At 69.8% G+C, this 15,887-nt stretch carries 15 protein-coding genes and 3 pseudogenes; 8 read left to right on the top strand and 10 right to left on the bottom strand.

What is annotated here, in order from left to right:
* The first annotated feature begins 132 nt into the window (after positions 1–132).
* The 3 genes from AB0761_RS00190 (at position 133) to AB0761_RS00180 (ending at position 2,403) form a co-directional block, all read left to right on the top strand.
* Positions 133–759, top strand: coding sequence for a hypothetical protein (locus tag AB0761_RS00190; RefSeq protein WP_377266761.1), 627 nt, complete (start codon positions 133–135; stop codon positions 757–759).
* Positions 760–1,012: 253 nt separating this feature from the next.
* Positions 1,013–1,633: a hypothetical protein gene (locus tag AB0761_RS00185; protein ID WP_377266760.1), complete on the top strand. Its 621-nt coding sequence runs from the start codon at positions 1,013–1,015 to the stop codon at positions 1,631–1,633.
* A gap of 269 nt (positions 1,634–1,902) precedes the next feature.
* Positions 1,903–2,403 (top strand): hypothetical protein, encoded by a 501-nt coding sequence (locus AB0761_RS00180; protein ID WP_377266759.1) that lies wholly within the window; start codon positions 1,903–1,905, stop codon positions 2,401–2,403.
* 293 nt (positions 2,404–2,696) lie between these two features.
* Here the strand turns inward: AB0761_RS00180 and AB0761_RS00175 are convergent, their stop codons facing one another.
* The 3 genes from AB0761_RS00175 to AB0761_RS00165 form a co-directional block, all read right to left on the bottom strand.
* Positions 2,697–3,092 (bottom strand): hypothetical protein, encoded by a 396-nt coding sequence (locus tag AB0761_RS00175; RefSeq protein ID WP_377266758.1) that lies wholly within the window; start codon positions 3,090–3,092, stop codon positions 2,697–2,699.
* Between the two features lie 277 nt (positions 3,093–3,369).
* Positions 3,370–3,666, bottom strand: a complete 297-nt coding sequence (locus tag AB0761_RS00170) for a helicase associated domain-containing protein (protein ID WP_377266757.1) — start codon at positions 3,664–3,666, stop codon at positions 3,370–3,372.
* A 109-nt stretch (positions 3,667–3,775) separates the two neighbouring features.
* Positions 3,776–4,075: a helicase associated domain-containing protein gene (locus AB0761_RS00165; RefSeq protein ID WP_377273892.1), complete on the bottom strand. Its 300-nt coding sequence runs from the start codon at positions 4,073–4,075 to the stop codon at positions 3,776–3,778.
* Positions 4,076–4,243: 168 nt separating this feature from the next.
* Here AB0761_RS00165 and AB0761_RS00160 point away from each other — a divergent pair, with 168 nt between their 5' ends.
* A complete protein-coding gene (locus AB0761_RS00160; RefSeq protein ID WP_377266756.1) occupies positions 4,244–4,786 on the top strand; it encodes a hypothetical protein in 543 nt (180 codons plus the stop codon).
* On the opposite strand, the gene AB0761_RS00155 is transcribed toward AB0761_RS00160, so the two are convergent.
* On the bottom strand, positions 4,743–5,660 hold the full coding sequence (locus AB0761_RS00155) for an IS5 family transposase (protein ID WP_377266755.1): 918 nt from the start codon (positions 5,658–5,660) through the stop codon (positions 4,743–4,745). The two genes, AB0761_RS00160 and AB0761_RS00155, sit on opposite strands and share 44 nt — an antisense overlap.
* 141 nt (positions 5,661–5,801) lie before the next feature.
* Positions 5,802–6,161 (bottom strand): annotated as a pseudogene (locus tag AB0761_RS00150) (Helicase associated domain protein); the annotation flags it as partial.
* A gap of 272 nt (positions 6,162–6,433) precedes the next feature.
* Between AB0761_RS00150 and AB0761_RS00145 the strand changes: the two are divergent.
* The 4 genes and pseudogenes from AB0761_RS00145 (at position 6,434) to AB0761_RS00130 (ending at position 9,989) form a co-directional block, all read left to right on the top strand.
* On the top strand, positions 6,434–8,230 hold the full coding sequence (locus tag AB0761_RS00145; protein ID WP_377266754.1) for an SbcC/MukB-like Walker B domain-containing protein: 1,797 nt from the start codon (positions 6,434–6,436) through the stop codon (positions 8,228–8,230).
* Entirely contained in the window at positions 8,227–9,261 is a 1,035-nt protein-coding gene (locus tag AB0761_RS00140) for a hypothetical protein (protein WP_377266753.1), read from the top strand. Before AB0761_RS00145 ends, AB0761_RS00140 begins: the two co-directional genes overlap by 4 nt.
* Before the next feature lie 150 nt (positions 9,262–9,411).
* Positions 9,412–9,738, top strand: a complete 327-nt coding sequence (locus tag AB0761_RS00135) for a hypothetical protein (protein WP_377266752.1) — start codon at positions 9,412–9,414, stop codon at positions 9,736–9,738.
* Between the two features lie 67 nt (positions 9,739–9,805).
* A pseudogene (locus AB0761_RS00130) lies at positions 9,806–9,989 on the top strand (hypothetical protein).
* Positions 9,990–10,205: 216 nt separating this feature from the next.
* Here the strand turns inward: AB0761_RS00130 and AB0761_RS00125 are convergent.
* The 5 genes and pseudogenes from AB0761_RS00125 to AB0761_RS00105 all read right to left on the bottom strand — a co-directional run bounded on the left by AB0761_RS00125 (position 10,206) and on the right by AB0761_RS00105 (position 15,280).
* Positions 10,206–11,504: pseudogene (locus AB0761_RS00125) on the bottom strand (IS256 family transposase).
* Between the two features lie 333 nt (positions 11,505–11,837).
* On the bottom strand, positions 11,838–12,143 hold the full coding sequence (locus AB0761_RS00120) for a hypothetical protein (RefSeq protein WP_377266751.1): 306 nt from the start codon (positions 12,141–12,143) through the stop codon (positions 11,838–11,840).
* Positions 12,144–12,145: 2 nt separating this feature from the next.
* Entirely contained in the window at positions 12,146–12,862 is a 717-nt protein-coding gene (locus AB0761_RS00115) for a hypothetical protein (RefSeq protein WP_377266750.1), read from the bottom strand.
* Between the two features lie 127 nt (positions 12,863–12,989).
* Positions 12,990–13,763, bottom strand: coding sequence for an AAA family ATPase (locus AB0761_RS00110; protein WP_377266749.1), 774 nt, complete (start codon positions 13,761–13,763; stop codon positions 12,990–12,992).
* Positions 13,760–15,280 carry a Mu transposase C-terminal domain-containing protein gene (locus AB0761_RS00105; RefSeq protein WP_377266748.1) on the bottom strand — a complete coding sequence of 507 codons (1,521 nt, stop codon included), beginning with the start codon at positions 15,278–15,280 and terminating at the stop codon, positions 13,760–13,762. The genes AB0761_RS00110 and AB0761_RS00105 overlap by 4 nt, the downstream gene beginning before the upstream one ends.
* Between the last annotated feature and the right edge of the window lie 607 nt (positions 15,281–15,887).

Below are 15,887 nucleotides of genomic sequence, written 5' to 3'. Positions count from 1 at the left end.
TCGTCCGAACTCTCCCCCCGCGCACGGGACTTCCTGCGCCGCACGGGTCGGCGTGAGGTTCCCACTCGGTTCGGTGCTCCGATAGAGCTCTGGCTTGTACGTGATCACATGGGCAGGCTGGTTCCGGCCCCCATGGATCTCATCATCCGGTGCGAGGGCTTCGAGCAGAAGTACGGCGGGCTCCATTACGACGTGCGGCACAACCTGGTCGTGAACGGGGAGCGCTACGCGAGTTCCCGTCAGTGGGAGTACAACCACTTCGGCCTGAGTACGCGGGCTTGGCAGGACACCAGGGGAGGGGGTTGGTACTTCGAGTGGGCCGGTGAGCACGTGTCGAAGCCCTGCCGGGACCTGATCCACACCGACCAAAGCGTCGGCACTGACGTGGACGGCGGTCGCCCCTACCTTCGGCTGGCCCCGTCTGTCCCGCACGTGATCGAGTCGCACGCGCTCACTGACACCGTCGCAACGTGGACGCCCTGGCCGATCGACACCCTGGCCACGATGGCTGCCGGACTGATCGACGGCCTCGCGGACGTGTCTGAAGCCTCCTGGGGCACGTCGCGCTGGCAGCTTTCGCAGACCGTCGCCGTCCTGGAAGTCGACGGCTGGGACAGCGACAACCCGCGCCGCCGGACACGCATCTGGTCCCGCGACGAGACCGGCCACCGGGACGTGCGGGTGGCGTTGGAGCACGCGCGTCAAGCCCTGGACCAGGGCGAGGCCGCGGCCGTGAGCCGTGATGACACGACTTCGTAGCGGCGCCGGCCCCGGATCAGTGCCCGCAGGCCGCGGGGGTCTGGTTGGGGAGGGCGACGTCCGGGATGCCGGACTGAGCTGGTAGCAATGCGGGCATGGATGCTGATCACGCTCGCACTGGAGATCTCGACACCCTCCGGCTCGCATTCACCCCAAGCGGTCAGCGTCGGGGCTGGGATGATTGCCGGGTGACAGATGTTCGCGTGCCGCCATGCCGGGGGTCGGTGCGGCTGTACTGCCGAGGTGGTTGCTGATGGCTTGGTGGTTCCGCCGGCGGTCGGAGGCGGACGAGGAGCTGGTGTCGGTTCGGCTGCCGGCCGACATGGCCGAGATGCCGCCCGATCAGGAGCTGGCCGAGCTCGCGGCTGCGGCCGAGCTGGGCGACGACGTGGCGATGGGGAACCTGGCGGCAGCCCTGCACCTGAAAGGTGACCGGTCCGGCGCGCTGCACTGGTGGGGCCAAGCGTGGGCAGCCGGGAACGTGGCTGCCGGCTACAACCTGGGAATGCTGCACGCGGTGGCCGGTGACGCGAACCGCGCGCAGGTGGTCTGGGAGCAGACCGCGGCGCTCGGTGATCCCGACGCCATGCTGGGACTCGTCAAGCAGGCCCTCGACCGTGGGGATGCGGCCGGTGTCGAACGCTGGGCGCCGGTGATCCTCGCACAGGACGAGGCGTTCCCGATCACCGCGCTGGGCGTGGCCTTCCGGGACCGCGGCAACCAGGAGCGGGCCGTGCACGCTTTCCTGCGAGCCGAGGAACTGGGCGACGGGTACGCGATGGAGTACCGGGCGCGGATCCTGGCTGCCCAGGGGCAACACGAGGAGGCCGACGCACTCCGAGCACAGGCAGCGACGGCCCAGCGGATGCTCTGAGGTGTATGAGCGCCTCGACCGGGCTTTCCGGCTGCCGTCATGTCCGCCTGGCCCTGCTGCGGCCGCCGGGGTGTGTGGGGAGCGCCGGCCTGCTCCCCGCGCCCGCGGGGATGGTCGCGGGACGATGTGCGGGGTCAGCGCCAGCTTTCCGTGCCCGGGGGATGGTGCTGGCGGTGCTTCGGCCGGGTGCGGGAGGATGGCGGACGGCAGGAGTCGTCCACAGGTAGGCCTGTGGCTGGCGCGTCTACACCTGAGAGAAGGGTGAACGCGTGCGGCTGTTCGACGCCGAGCTGGCACGTTATGACTGGTCAGCACTCGACTGCGCCTGCGACAAGACCGCAGTGCATCTCCCTGACGACCTCAGACACCTGGTCAGGGCGCGATCCCGCAAGGAGGCGGAGGAACCTCGCCTGGACTGTCACGTGCTGATCCAGTCCTTTCCGCAGGAGCCCGCGGTTCCCGTCACGTCCGTGCTCATGGCAGCGCTCACCGAGGAGATGTCTCCCGGGGCCACGATCGCGTGCCTGGACCTTCTGGCGGGTCTTGTGTGGAGTGACGACGAAGACTCGGAAGCGGCATGCCAAGAGATCGCTAGGCAAGGACTCTGGAGCCTGTACCACCAGCTATGGACTGGCACTTCACCAGACATCCTCGGCTACGCGTACTACATCTTGCGAGTGATCGAGACCGACCAGAGTCGACTCTCGACCTACATCGAATCAGGACAGATCCGGGTGCCTCCCGACATCACCGGCAAGGTCTTCCCCTGACAGTCAGAGGCGCGTCCCGGCCATGGGGCCTGTGCCGTCCTTGGCGGCGACACCGTCGGCCAGGACCACGACCAGCCCCGGGCCTGACCCCGTGCGGCGCGGTGCCCGGCGGCCGGCCGGCCGGGCACCGGACCATCCTGCTCGGCGGGGCCCGATACCTGGCCCCGCCAGTGCCTCCTGCCACGCTCTCTGCTGCCACCCGAGCGGCGTTGTCAGAGGCGGAACCAAGGACGCGGGCCGGTATGAGCCGGCAGCCGGCGGGTGGCGGCACGCTGGGCTACGGGTGTACCTGACTACCAGCGGTCCGCCTCCGCGCGAGCCACTTCGGCGTCGTAGTGACTCGCGTCGAAATGGAGCTCCGGCGGGGGATCGGGCACGGGGGTGTGCGCCGCCCACGGAACCTCCCAGTCCGACCACCGCACGATCTCCCCGAACCGCTGCACCACCACGGTCAGGAAGCCGCAGCAGCCGCCAGTGCACTCCGGTTCCCCCAGGTCCAGGCGGCGCGCCTCGCTGGTCGCCCGGAGAGGGCTGAGGCGGCCGACCGGCAGGGCATCGGCCGCGTACGGTCCGCGGCCGCCTTCGCCGACGGCCTCTTCGACCACGTCCTCGCCGTTGACCCAGAACCGCAACTGGGCAGCGAACCGGGGTTCCGGCGGCAACACCCTGATCTCCAAACGATCGAACATCGGACCACCTTACGGAGCGCGCTGCCCAGCCGGCACCCACCCGCCAGCTGGCGGGACTTCCCACCTGCGAACCCGTCCCCGGATCAACGGCCCGGCGCCGGGGCCTGAGCTCTGCCCGCTCGGTGCAGGGTCCGACCGACGTAGAGCGCGCCGATGCCAGCGGTAAGGGAGCGGGCGAGCAGTCGGCGGTCTCGGACAGGAGTGCTGGGGACGGGTCCCGAGGTATCCGCCGATCAGACCCCCAGCCCCGAAGGGATGCCCTGTCCGGGCAGGTCGTCTATGTCCATCGCATGCCGAGGGTATCGAGGACGGTGGTCTGCTCCTCGGTAAATTTGGTGCGCCGTGCCCGCACGTTGTTGATCCACACCCCCAGCGAGAACGCCGTGGAGGCCCCGCCCGTGCCCTGGAGGGGTTCTTCGTGGGTGCGGGATACCCGGGCATGGCCCTCCCGCTCGACGAACGCGGCGAGGGCTGCCAGGCCTTGCTGGAACCGCTCAGCTTGGCTACGCCGCGGCGCTGTGGCTGCGGCTCGTGCGGCGACGGCCACGGGGTCGTGGTCGATGCCCAGGGCCATGAGCAGCTCGCGCTAATGCTCCCGAACCTGCAGCCGCTTCGCCGGCACGGGCTGCGCGGAAGCGTCACCCGTAGGCCCGCCGAGGGCGACCTGGGTGGACGCCGGCTGGTCACGCCCACTGCACGCCCAGCTGACGCAGTGCGTCGAGCTGCTCGGGGGTGAGCTTGTCCCGCCTCGCCTTGGTGTTGGAGACCCATACCCCCAGCTTGATGACCGCCTGCCCCGCTTCGCCCTCCACCACGAGTGCTTCTGCATGGGTCCTGGGGACGCGGTGGTGGCCCTCGCGTGCAACGTACTGGGCGAGGGCTGCCAGGCCGCGTTGGAACGCCTGCTGCGCCTTGGCCCCTGACTTGGCCCTGCCGTTGGCCGCGGGAGCGCCAGGCGGCGCCTGTGCGGGCCGTACGCCCAGGTCGGACAGCCGCTGCTGCTGCTCGGTGGACAGTTGCGCCCAGGTGCTCGCCTTAGTGGCTGTTGTCTTTCCGGCGTTGAGGGCTGCGTTTTCGCTGGTCGGGCATGGGGCCGGCGGTCTCGGGGAGAGTGGTGACGTGTCGAGTCGTCGCTGAGATGGGGGTCGGGGATGCCGTCGGTCGTGGGGCTGTTGGAACAGCGTGAGCTGATCGCTCGCCGTCGCATGGACGAGCTGCGGGAGGAGGCCGACCGTATCCAGGCTGAGCTGGTCGTGGTCGAGCGGGAGTGGAACGAGTGGGTCATCGCCCGCTCGCGCGTCGGCGAGGTCCTGGCCCCGGGCGACGACGATGCCAGCCCCGACGCCTGCGAGAACTGGGCGGATCGTGGTGCCCCGCCGGTGCCGCCTGCATCCTCGGACGCCGCGAAACCGAAATCGGTGGTGCCGATGTGGCGTGCGGGGCTGGCCTGGTCGGCACTGTCGGCGGACTACCAACGGATCCTGCAGGTTCTCGCGGACCGGAACCGTCTCGGTCAAGGACCGTTGACCTGCCAGGAGATGGCCGCCTGCTTCGGTCTGGACCCGGTGCCCGCGAAGGTCGAGGCGTTGCGGTCGAAGGCGAAGCGGCTGGTAGCCCGGAGCTGGCTGGTCGAGTCGGCGCCGGGCCGGTTCACGCTGCCGAAGGGCGTGGCCGGGCCAGGCGGCGGGTCATGAGCTGCGTCATCGACCAGTAGACCATCGCCTCCGCGCTGCTGGTGGACCGTTCGAAGTCTCGCACGAGGCGGCGGCTTTGCATCAGGTGGGCAAAGAACCGCTCCACGATCCAGCGTTTGGGAAGCACGACGAAGCCGCGCATGTCGTCGCTGCGCTTGATGATGGCGAGGACCAGGGCGAGGGCGGCGAGGCAGTACCCGACGAGGCTGCCGGTGTAGCCGCCGTCGGCCCAGACCAGGGCCAGCAGGTGATGCGCGGCGGCAACCTGGGCGAGCAGGACCTGGGCTGCCGTACGGTCTCCGACATCCGCGCTGGTGACCATCACGGCGAGCAGGAGGCCGAGAGTGTCGACCACGGCGTGCCGCTTGCGGCCGTTGACCAGCTTGCCGCCGTCGAAGCCGCGGCTGCCGGCGCCGACGACGGCATCCGCCTTGACCGACTGGGAGTCGATCACGCCCGCGCTCGGCTCCGGATCCCGCCCTGCCTGCTCGCGAACTTTGCGGCGGAGGCGGTCGTGGAACTCCTTGACCATGCCGTGGTCGCGCCAGCGGCGGAAGAATGCGTAGACCCGGTCCCACGGTGGGAAGTCGGCTGGCATGGCCCGCCACTTGATTCCGTTGTCGACCAGGTAGCGGATTGCGTCCAGTATCGCGCGGTGGCAGTACGCCTCCGGCTGCCCGCCCCGCCCCCGCAGCCAGCCCGGCACCGGCAGCAGCGGCCTCACCACCGCCCACTCGGCGTCGGACATGTCGGTCGGGTAGCGGCGCTCGCGCACCCCGTGGTCGCCGGCGTTCCCGAACCGGTGAGCCAGGCAGTCACACGCAAGGGTGACCGAAATGGACTCCGCATCCGTGATGCCGTAGAACTGCGACAACAGGGCCTCCTGACAGCTTTTTGGCGTAGACACCCTTTGAGCTACCAAGAGGCCCTGCTTTCATGCGCGCCAGTCGCCGCACTCACCCGATCGAGACTCCCGTTCGACCGCCACCCCTCAAGACCGGAACGACAACAGCCACTTACGTTGCCGCTTCAGCCATGTGCCGAGGTCGTCGCCGTCGAAGAGGACGCCGGGGGAAATGTCGGGGAGGACGCCGTCGGCGTCGACGAGGTCGGCGATCACCCGGTAGTGGCGTTGCCAGTCCAGTGGCCACGGGCAGTTCCAGTCCTCGTCGATCGCCGCCAGCTGCGCCGCGCGCTTCTCGGCCCGCTCGGGGTCTTTGCCGAGGCCGCCGGTGCGGCGGAGGTTGGCCATGTGCTGCCCGACCGGGACCATCGCCTTCTCCTCGCCCCACACCTGGTCCTGGCGCGGCGCGAGGTGCCCGGTGGCCCGCCGGTAGGACCGCAGCGCGGCCAGCTTGGTCTCCCAGGCTTCCTCGGCTCTGATGGTCAGGCAGCCCCAGGCGTCGAGGGCGGTCATGGCCAGAGTCGCTGCAACACCATCCGGTCCCGCGCGCACGACACCACCCCCAGCAGCAGATCCCGGGCGCCCCGCGGCGCTGGAGCAGGTGTGGGGGACACGGCCGTGATCCCGCTGACGCTGCTGCCCGGCCGCGCCGATACCACCCGGGTCGGCCGTGACCGGCTCGAGCTGCTCACGGCTCTCCCCGCACCCTCGCCGGTGCCGCCCAGCTACGCCCTCAGCTCCAAGTGGGCCACGCCTGCCCGGTCTGCGAGCAGAGCGTCACCATCCTCCCGCCGCCGCTGTCCGACCCGGCCCTGGCCGCCGCCCAGGGCGCGCGTGACGCTGCGGCCCACAAACACCGTGACCTGCTTTCCCAGCGTCAGGCCGCCACCACGACGGTTACCGCCAAGCAGCGCGCCGCGGACACCCTGACCCAGCGGCGCACCCTGCTCGATGAGCGGCTGGGCATGCTGCTGCCCGATCGTCCTGCCGACACCGAACGCGACTATGACGCCGACCGCGCCCATCTTGACGAACGCGCCGCAGCCCGTGACCAGCTGGCTGCCACTGAGCAGCAGGCACGTGCCGCGGTACAGGAGGCCAAAGCCGCGCACACCTCCGCCACTGCGGCCGTCGCCACGCTGCAAAGGGAGATCGATCGCACCCGCAGTGACCTCCACACGCAGCTGGGCGCCCTGGCCGAACTCGACCCACCTGCCGTCGACACCCAAGACGTGACCGCCGCCTGGTCCGACCTGGAAGCGTGGGCCCAGGCCCAGAGGTCCACGGTGGAAAACGACCTCTCAGCCGCCCAGGCCGAGGTCGCCACCTGCCATCAGGCCCACCAGGACGCGACCGCCACGCTGGAAGCAGCCGAGCAAGCACACGCCACCGCCCACAGCGACCACACCACCGCCGTCCAGCAGAGCGCAGCCGCCGACCACGCGCAGAGCACCCTGACCGACCGCCTGAGTGAACTGCAGACGCTGCTGGACCAGGCGCCGCCCACAGATGCACTGCCGGGCCTACTGGAGGAATGCGACCGCCTCGAAGCGGCCGTGGAGACCGCCACAGCCGAGGCAAGTCAGACACGCGAGGCACTCAAGGCGGCGGAGGCCGAACAGCAGCAGTGGCAGGCTCGCACCGCGACCGCCTGGTCCGAGCTGACCGCTGCCCGGGACGCGGTGGCGGCCCTTAAACCGCCGAGCCTGGACACCGACGACCTCGCCGCCGCCTGGGCCAGCCTGGCCGCCTGGGCCACCCGCGCGGCCGACGACCGGCAGGCCGACACCCTGCGCGCACAAGTCGACGCCCACACCGCACACCACGAAGCCGAGCAACTCCTGGGCCAACTGGAGGGTCTGCTGCGCGACCAAGACCTGGATCCCCAAGTCCTCGGCGACGGCTCCGAGCGCGCCGCCCAAGCCCCCCGGGTGGTAGCGGTCGCAGCCGAACGGGCCCGGGGCCGGGTAGAGATGATCCAGCGCAGCCTCGCCGACGCCGCCGCCATACAGGACAAGATCGACAGCGCCCGCACCCAGCAACAGGTGGCCGCCGAGCTGGCCAGACTGATGCGGTCCAACAAGTTCCCGCAGTGGCTGGCCGATTCAGCCCTCGACACCCTGGTCGCGGGTGCCTCGCAGTCGCTGCGCCGGTTGTCGGGTGACCGATTCGACCTCAGCCACCACAAAGGCGAGTTCTACGTCATCGACCACTCCGACGCCGACTCACAACGCTCGGTTCGCACCCTGTCCGGCGGCGAAACCTTCCAGGCCAGCCTGTCACTGGCGTTGGCCCTGTCCGACCAGCTGGCCGGCATGGGCGGCGCGACGAAGCTCGAGTCCATATTCCTCGACGAAGGATTCGGCACCCTTGATCCCGACTCGCTCGAGATGGTCGCCGACACCCTGGAGAATCTCGCCCAAGGGGAGCGGATGGTCGGGGTGATCACCCACGTCACCGGGCTCGCCGAACGGGTACCGGTCCGCTTCCAGGTACACCGCGACCCCCACACTTCCGTCGTCACCCGGGAAGGCGCATGACAAGCACGGCACATGCGGCCCGGATGCGATTCCATGTCGACGGCTGGGACCCCACCTACGGCTCCAGCGTCGAAAACGCCGAGAACACCATCGGGGACTCGACCGCCAAAGTCATCCCCGACCTCGAACTCGCCCCGGCCGACTGGAAGCCCATCTCGCCCTCCCACGTGCCCGACCCCGGCGCAGTCCTGTTCGTCGACGGCGTACGCCGCGTCGAGGCCCGCATCTGGATCGAGCAGCCCCCGGCCGCCGAACCGGCCCCAAGCGCCATCAACCACGCCGACGACGCCCAGATGGCACTATGCGCCTCCTATGCGGCGGGCACCGTGTGCTGCTGCCCCGACCGTGGCGCGCACCTGCTGACCATCGAATCCCGGCGCGGCCTGTTCACCACCGCCACCAACGCCGTCGACGTGCCCACCACGGCCGGTACCTACCAGGCCAACATCACCTTTGACGACCAGGAAGAAAACCTTGCAGTGCTGCTCTCAGCGGCACTGCAACGCCGACTCGGCGACCTTGAAATTCTCGTCGCCGCCAACGCCCGCACTGCCCTAGCCGGCCACGGCGTCGCCGCCGGCTCGGACCTGCTGGTGGTGGACGGTCCGCTGCGCGGCCGCACCCATCTGCCGCGAGCGCTGGGGCTCATCAAATCCCACCGCACCGCCTACCTGCCGCCCGACCTGCACGCGATGGTCAGCGACCTGGCCGCCGGCGAACGCACCCCGGTGTTCTTGATGGGCACCTCCTGGGACCGGCACGCCTGGTACCTACGCCTACCGTGTACGCCCGGCGCCCCGTGGGCCGGAATAGTACGGCTGGAATGCGCCGCCGACATGCCCACCCCGGAGGCGATCGCCTTGGCCAACCTCTCGCAACTGATACTGCCGCGATACGCCAGCTGCGAGTACAAAGACGCCCGGGCCCCCCAGAACCTGGTGCCGGTCGCCGGGCTGGAGAGGGAACTGCGCCGCCGCCTGGGCAACCCTGCCCTACTCAGCAGGGCCCTACGCGTGGCAGCGGCGAGCTGAGCCGCAGTTCCTCGCATTTCCGCTTCGCGCCGCACCGACTGGCGCCTCCTGCACGGAGCGGACTGGCACCGCAAGTACCACCTGCTGCGCGCCCACCTCGAATCCGGCGCCGACCCCGCCGCACTCACCTGCGCCACCCTCTTGGCCGGGGTGAAGATCGGCTCCTGGCTGCACCGCCAGCTCACCACCTGGCCCACCCTCCACCCCGGCCAGCAGCAACTGATGGCCGCCCTCGGCCTCACCCCCGACACCAACCCGTTCACCCCCGTCCGTCGCGCCCGCCGTACCTTCGAGGAGACCGTCCAGCTCCTGGAACTCTTCCTGCACCGCGAAGGCTGCATCCCTGCCGCCCGCGAGACAATCCGCGTCGACGGAGACACCGTCAAGATCGGAGGTACGGCGACTACTGCGTCATCTTCGACCCCGACCGCGACCAGATCCCCGTCTTCACCACGCTCGGGCAGTGGGTCGGCCTAGCGGACAACCCCGACACCATCGCCCATCTCATTGACATCCACGAACGCGTGAACGGCGGCGACACCTGATGGTCGCCACTACCGCTCAGGCCCGAACCGTCCTGGAGCGGTTCCCCGCCGGAGGCCCCCGCGGCTCCTGGCCGACCGAAGAGTGCGCCGCCGCCCAGCGCGGCCCAGGACACCAACGCTCAGGTCGTGATGGACCTGAGCACCGACCAGTTCCTCGTGGTCACCGACCCCATCACCAAGTAGGACCACCCCGGAGCGCCGCGCCGCGCCCTTCCGGCCGGGCGCGGCGCTCGGCACGTTCCCGCCCCTTCTACCACCGTGCAGGAGGCTCCCTTCAAGCTAGGACCGCTGGCTGAGTTCATGGTGGAAGTTCCGTCGATCTTGTAACTGCCGGTCAGACGATCGCAGACAGTCATGCCACCCGGGTGTGTCAAATAAACGGCTGATCTTGGTTGTTGGTCAGCTGGCGGCCGGGGTGAGTCGGCCTTCGAACTCGATCTGGAAGGCGTTCAACGGTGCCTTCCAACGCATGGTCCAGCGCTTGCGGCCCTTGCCGGTCGGGTCCGGGGACATCAGGCCATGTAGACGCACTTCATCGCCGCGGCCTCGTTCGGGAAGTGTCCGCGGGCCCTCACGGCCTTGCGTATCCGTGCGTTCACGGACTCGATCGCGTTCGTCGAGCAGATCACCTTGCGGATCTCGACGTCGTAACAGAGGAAGGGCACGAACTCGGCCCAGGCGTCCGACCACAGCTTGACGATCGCTGGGTACTTCCTTCCCCAGGCTTCCTGGAACTCCAGGAACCTCTCCTCCGCCGCGTCCGCGCCCGGCGCGGTGTAGACCGGCTTGAGTGCCTTGGCGATCTTGTCCCAGTCCTGGCGGGCCGCGTAACGGAAGCTGTTCCGCAGCAGGTGAACCACACAGGTCTGAACAATCGTGCGAGGCCAGACGGTCTCCACCGCCTGCGGCAGGCCCTTCAGGCCGTCGCAGACCAGCATCAGCACATCGTCCACGCCACGGTTCTTCAGCTCGGTGAAGACGTGGAGCCAGTACTTCGCGCCCTCGCCGCCATCGCCGGCCCAGATCCCGAGAATGTCGCGGTGGCCCTCGGCGGTGACGGCCATGACGACGTAGATCGGCCGGTTCGCGACCTGCCCATCACGGATCTTGACGTTGATCGCGTCCACGAACAGCACCGGATACACGCGGTCCAGGGGCCGGTTGGACCATTCGGCCATGCCCTCCATCACCTTGTCGGTGATCGTGGTGATCGTCGCCTTGGACACCTCGGCGCCGTAGACCTCGGCCAGGTGCGCGGAGATCTCCCCGTGGGTGAGCCCCTTCGCGGGCAGCGACAGCACCATCTCGTCCACCCCGGACAGCCGCCGCTGCCGCTTCTTGACGATCTGCGGCTCGAACGTTCCCGGCCGCCACGTCACGGGGCGCCCTCACCTCGACCGGCCCGACATCGGTCAAGACGGTCTTCCCGCGGGTGCCGTTACGGCTGTTGCCACTGTTCCGGCCCTCGGCGTCGTGCTTGTCGTAACCGAGGTGATCGGTGATCTCGCCTTCCAGGGCGGACTCCAGCACCCGCTTGGTGAGCTGCTGCAACAGCCCACCCTCACCGGTCAGCTGCAGCCCTTCCGTGCGGGCCCGGTCGACCAGCATCCCGATCAACTGGTCGTCCGACACCGCCTCCGCAGCCGGAACGACGGCCGGCTCCACCACGGCCTCGGCCTCAACGATGGTCTCGCTCATCTGGCGTCTCCTTGATCATCGGATCCGCCGTTGATTGAACACTCCCTATCGAGGCTCTGCGCGATCTGGCCGACGAGATCGCTCGAACCGACGGGCACGGCTGCGAACAGGAGACCCTCTACGACGAAGTCCTGCCCACGCTCCCAGGGCTGCTGAAAGCCGTGCACCTGCCCGGCAGTTGCTGACTTCGCGCGAGGCGGACAGAGCGGGGTGGCGGGGCTGTCTTCCACCGCTCCTGGTCCTCCCGCCGTGGGCGGCGGTGCCTGCCGCGAACGGAGACCCTCGGCTGTGCCGTGTCTGTAGCGCGCAGTGCGGGCGGTCGGCACACACAGCTCAAGGGACGAGGGCGCCGGCGGGCAGGGACAGGCCGAGCCGGGGCAGACGTCCGGCGTGCGCGCGCAGATGCCGGGCTTCGGCGAGCATCAAGGGGGCGAACATGCTGTCCCCGGGTGGGCGGGGTGTCAGACGGTGGTGGGCGCGGGCGGCGGCCAGCAGCGGCCGTGCCCAGTCAGGCACGGCGTGCAAAGGGCAGTACCGATGGTTGACTCCGTGAAGTTTGATGGCGGAGACGTCGCCGGTGATGTCGAGGTCGCGGGTGAAGCGCAGGCTGCCCAGGCCGGCCCGGGTGAAGGCAAGCACGCTCAGCGCTCCGGCGATGAGCGGGTGTGCGAGAGCGGCCAGAGTGACGGCCTCCTCGGAAGCGATCTTGAGGGCGGGGGCGGCTTGGACCAGCTGGGCTGTCGCGGCGGCTCCCATGCACGCGTGAGCTGGTCGTGGCACCCTCGGCGCCGCGTGGGCCTGCAAGGGCCGGGTGGGTGGCGAGTGCTGTGGATCCACTTCAGCGGCTGCCGTCCCTGCCTGCCCCGGGGGAAGTACGGGCGGGCGGGTGCTGGGCCCGGCTCGGCGAGCGCCGCCTCGAGCTGGGCGCAGCCAATGATCAGGTGCTCGACGCGGGCCAGCGCTGGCGGCAGCCCGTGCAGGGCCTTCTGCCATAGCAGTGTCAGTTGGACTCCGGTTATCTCGCGCCAGGCGAGCAGTTGGTCGAGCCGTCGGGGGGTCAGCAGGTGGGTGCGGGTGACCACGACATGCCGCATCCCGGTGGCGATGCCCCATGCGGCAGCCGCGAGCCATGCCGCGTTCACCGAGTCCAGCCATACGTCGGGGCTGTTCGGTCCCGGGGCCAAGCGCTTCCCCAGCGCATACAGCACATCGTGCGCCAGTGCGGCCGGGCTGCTGCTGGCTGGCGTCGGCTGTACGGTGATGCGCCCGTCCTCGGGGCGGTGCGCCTGCAGCGCCGCCTGCGTGGAGAACAGGTCGTCCCGCTCGTCGACGACGATCGTCACCCCGCCGAGCGCCATCTCGCAACCCTCCCGATCAGCGCACCCGGCGGTCGTACCTGGATGCCTGACCGCCACGCCAGACCACCCTTCGCGGCTTTGGCGCGACGGTCGGCTACTCGTTGCCGCTGCGAACAGCAGTCCTGCCTTACATGCCGCCGAGTTTGCTGTAGACCCACCGAATGAGGTCGTCGTTGACCTCGGTCAGCTTCATCTTCTTCATGCCCTGGAGCATGTGCCGGGTGATGGTGGCCCAGCTGCGGAAGTTGCCGTGCGCTGCGGCGCGGTCGATGCCGCGGATCCTCTGGGGGCCGACGCCCGCCCACAGAGAGTGGAATGCCGGGAGTGTCGCGACGACCTCGTCCTCGGGCATGCGCTTGAACTTCTGCCAGATGAAGATCCGCGACGCGAGCATCGGCTCCCGTTTGAGGACCTTGTAGCAGTCGTCGCCTCCGGCGAAGATCACCGCCATGTCCGTGTGGCGGTCGTCCCACAGGTGACGCCAGTACTCGAACGAGCTGCGCCCCATCCACTGGGCCTCGTCGCACACCAGGACCCGGAAGGTCTGCGACAGCGTCTCCTTCAGGAGGGTGTCGAACTCGATCGGCCGTGTCGGGGGCTCCCCGGGCAGACCGAGGGCACGGAACAGGCCGTGGCGGATGTCGCGGGGGGTGGGGCCTGAACGCAGCTCCAGGCGGTAGGTGATGTCGGGGGCGAGTTTGCGCAGCGCCGAGTTCACCGACATGGTCTTGCCGTGGCCGGCCGGCCCGAAGGCGCACATCATGGCCTTCGCCTCGATCGTCGCCTGGATGTTGTCCAGCGTCGTCATGAGGGCTTCGGTGGCCACCAGGTGCGCGTCCAAGCGGTGGATGTGGTCGGCGCTCTCCGGGGGGAGCGTGCCGGAGCCGATGTCGCTGTTCACTGGGTCTCCTGAGGGTTTTCGGGTTCCGGCCCGGCCGCGCCGGGCGGGATCGGGCGTGCCCAGCCGTCGGGGACGGGCTGGTGCGGGATGTAGCCGGGATTGGGCTGCCGCAGGCCGGTGGCGGCCCATTCGGAGAGCTCTGCCTCGGCTTCCGCCTCGGTCAGCGCACCCAGGCGCTGCGGCGGGGTCGCGCTGGTGACAGCTTTGAAGCGCTCGCGGCGCAGCTTCGCGGCCGCCTTCATGTCCGCGCGAAGCTGCCGTGCCTTGGCGGTGCGGGCCTTGCGGACCTCGCGGATCTGCTCCTCACTGGCCGCATCGGCCAGGAACGCGGATCCCAGATAGGAACCGTGGAGGTCGAAGACCTCGAGGGTTGTGTCGTGGTGGGGGAGGTGCCGAACCGCGACCTGGACACCGCCTTGGCCGACCATCCACGGGGCGATGTAGTGGCGGTTGCGCCATCGCACGCCCCTGGTGGTGATGGTGCGGGTACGTCCGTCGTCCTCGAGCCCGAAATGGGCGAGCTGTTCGGCGGGGATGTCGTGCAGCGGAGTGGGGTCGGCCCGCCACGCCTCCATGGGCGTGCGGCCCTCGAGCTGCTTCGGCCGGTGCTCGGTGTTCCACCAGTGCACCCAGTTCAGCAGCAGCTCCACGAACCCTTCGAAGGTGAGGGCCGGCTCGTCGGGGTCCGCGATACGGCCGCCGGTGAGCTTTTGCTGGCGGATGTAGCGCGGCATGGAGACGAACAGCATCTCCTCGACTGCGTCGTTGAGTGCCTCGATGGTGCCTTTCAGATACGGGCTGTAGGCCGGGAGGTCGACGACAGTGACCACGAAGGCGCCGAGGGCCGAGGTTACGGAGGAGCACAAGAACTCTTTGCCGCGGTCGACGCGGACCAGGGCGGGCAGTCCGCCGGCCGGGCCGAAGGGCTCGGAGCGGTCCAATGCCATCCGCAACGCCGCCAGCACCGCGTCCCTGCTGGGTGCGTGGGGGGTGACGGCCACGCCCATGATGACCTTGGTGGCGCAGTCGATGAACCAGGTCACCCAGGGCTGCGCGAGCTCGTCCTCCACCCATACCTGCACGGGCACGCACTTGTGGTCGCCCTCCCAGGCGGCGTTGCGTTCCTCGGCTGGGCGCTCCCCGAACACATCGTGGGCCCGGCGGGCGGCCTCACCATGGGCGATTCCGGCCCGGTCTCCAGGAGTCAGGTCCCGTCGCAGGGCCCGGTGGAAAGTCGCCAGCGACGGCACCGCGGGCAGCTGAGGGTCGGCCCGGGCCTGCTGGAGGAGCTCGCGATGCACAGCGGAGGCGTTGCCTCCCCACAGCACCAGCAAGTGCCGGATTTGCGGTGTGATGGTGAACCGTGTCCGGGCCGCCGGTTCGACCTGGCCGGTGGCCCGCGCCTCGGCGAGCCACCGCCACACTGTCCGCTCCGAGCGGTTCAGCGTCTGGGCGACCAGCCGCACGTGCGCTGTGGTCAGCTGACCGCGCTGGTCCAGTGCGATGATTCGGGGCATCGCGGCTGGACGTCCCAGGCGGGCGCCGAAAACAGCTTCTGTGGGGATGCCAGTCGATGATTCGTCCACGCGTATCGTCCCTCCACGGGCTACGAGATCCACCGGGGCCTGTGTGCCTTAGCCGCCCGGTCAGTACCGTCAGGCCACGGCAGTGCCAAGGCCCCGCGCTGCCGTGGCGGCGCTGCATTCAAGGCGGCCAGCCGCGAGGCATTGCGCGTGATCGCAGTCCCGGTGCGCGCGCCAAGGGCGGCGCCGCGGCGCCCTGGCCACTCCCCGATGGCCGGGCCTCGGGGAGCCCTTGCCTTCGGCGCGGAGACTGCCCGCCGGCCGGTCATCGAGGACGCGGCGGCCGACACGGAAGGATCGCCTCCGCTGTCGGCGCCCACCCCGCCGCCCTCGTCCACGACGGCCCGCCGACTGGGGTGTTGCCGGGCGACGCGACGCGATCCGTCACCGCTGGGGCCGAGAAGCCTGGAGCGCTTTCGGTGAAGCGGTGCCAGCCGGGCCGGTTTCTGCTGTCGAGGGGGAGTCCTCGGATCGGCACCGGCGGGCGGCACCGCTGCCGTGCGGGGTGGCGTGCCGCGGGCCGCGGTCGGCGCCCGGCGAC

This window comes from Peterkaempfera podocarpi, assembly GCF_042466665.1.
GTDB lineage: Bacteria > Actinomycetota > Actinomycetes > Streptomycetales > Streptomycetaceae > Peterkaempfera > Peterkaempfera podocarpi.
The sequence above is the reverse complement of the archived record's forward strand: the minus strand, read 5'-3'. Positions and strand labels throughout refer to the sequence as shown.

What these genes read in the sequence shown, in the direction of transcription:
- AB0761_RS00190 (WP_377266761.1), top strand. Translation starts at nt 133, where the DNA reads ATGGATCTCATCATCCGGTGCGAGGGCTTCGAGCAGAAGTACGGCGGG.
- AB0761_RS00105 (WP_377266748.1), bottom strand. Translation starts at nt 15,280, where the DNA reads ATGCCCCGAATCATCGCACTGGACCAGCGCGGTCAGCTGACCACAGCG.
- AB0761_RS00185 (WP_377266760.1), top strand. Translation starts at nt 1,013, where the DNA reads ATGGCTTGGTGGTTCCGCCGGCGGTCGGAGGCGGACGAGGAGCTGGTG.
- AB0761_RS00170 (WP_377266757.1), bottom strand. Translation starts at nt 3,666, where the DNA reads ATGGCCCTGGGCATCGACCACGACCCCGTGGCCGTCGCCGCACGAGCC.
- AB0761_RS00115 (WP_377266750.1), bottom strand. Translation starts at nt 12,862, where the DNA reads ATGGCGCTCGGCGGGGTGACGATCGTCGTCGACGAGCGGGACGACCTG.
- AB0761_RS00175 (WP_377266758.1), bottom strand. Translation starts at nt 3,092, where the DNA reads ATGTTCGATCGTTTGGAGATCAGGGTGTTGCCGCCGGAACCCCGGTTC.
- AB0761_RS00160 (WP_377266756.1), top strand. Translation starts at nt 4,244, where the DNA reads ATGCCGTCGGTCGTGGGGCTGTTGGAACAGCGTGAGCTGATCGCTCGC.
- AB0761_RS00140 (WP_377266753.1), top strand. Translation starts at nt 8,227, where the DNA reads ATGACAAGCACGGCACATGCGGCCCGGATGCGATTCCATGTCGACGGC.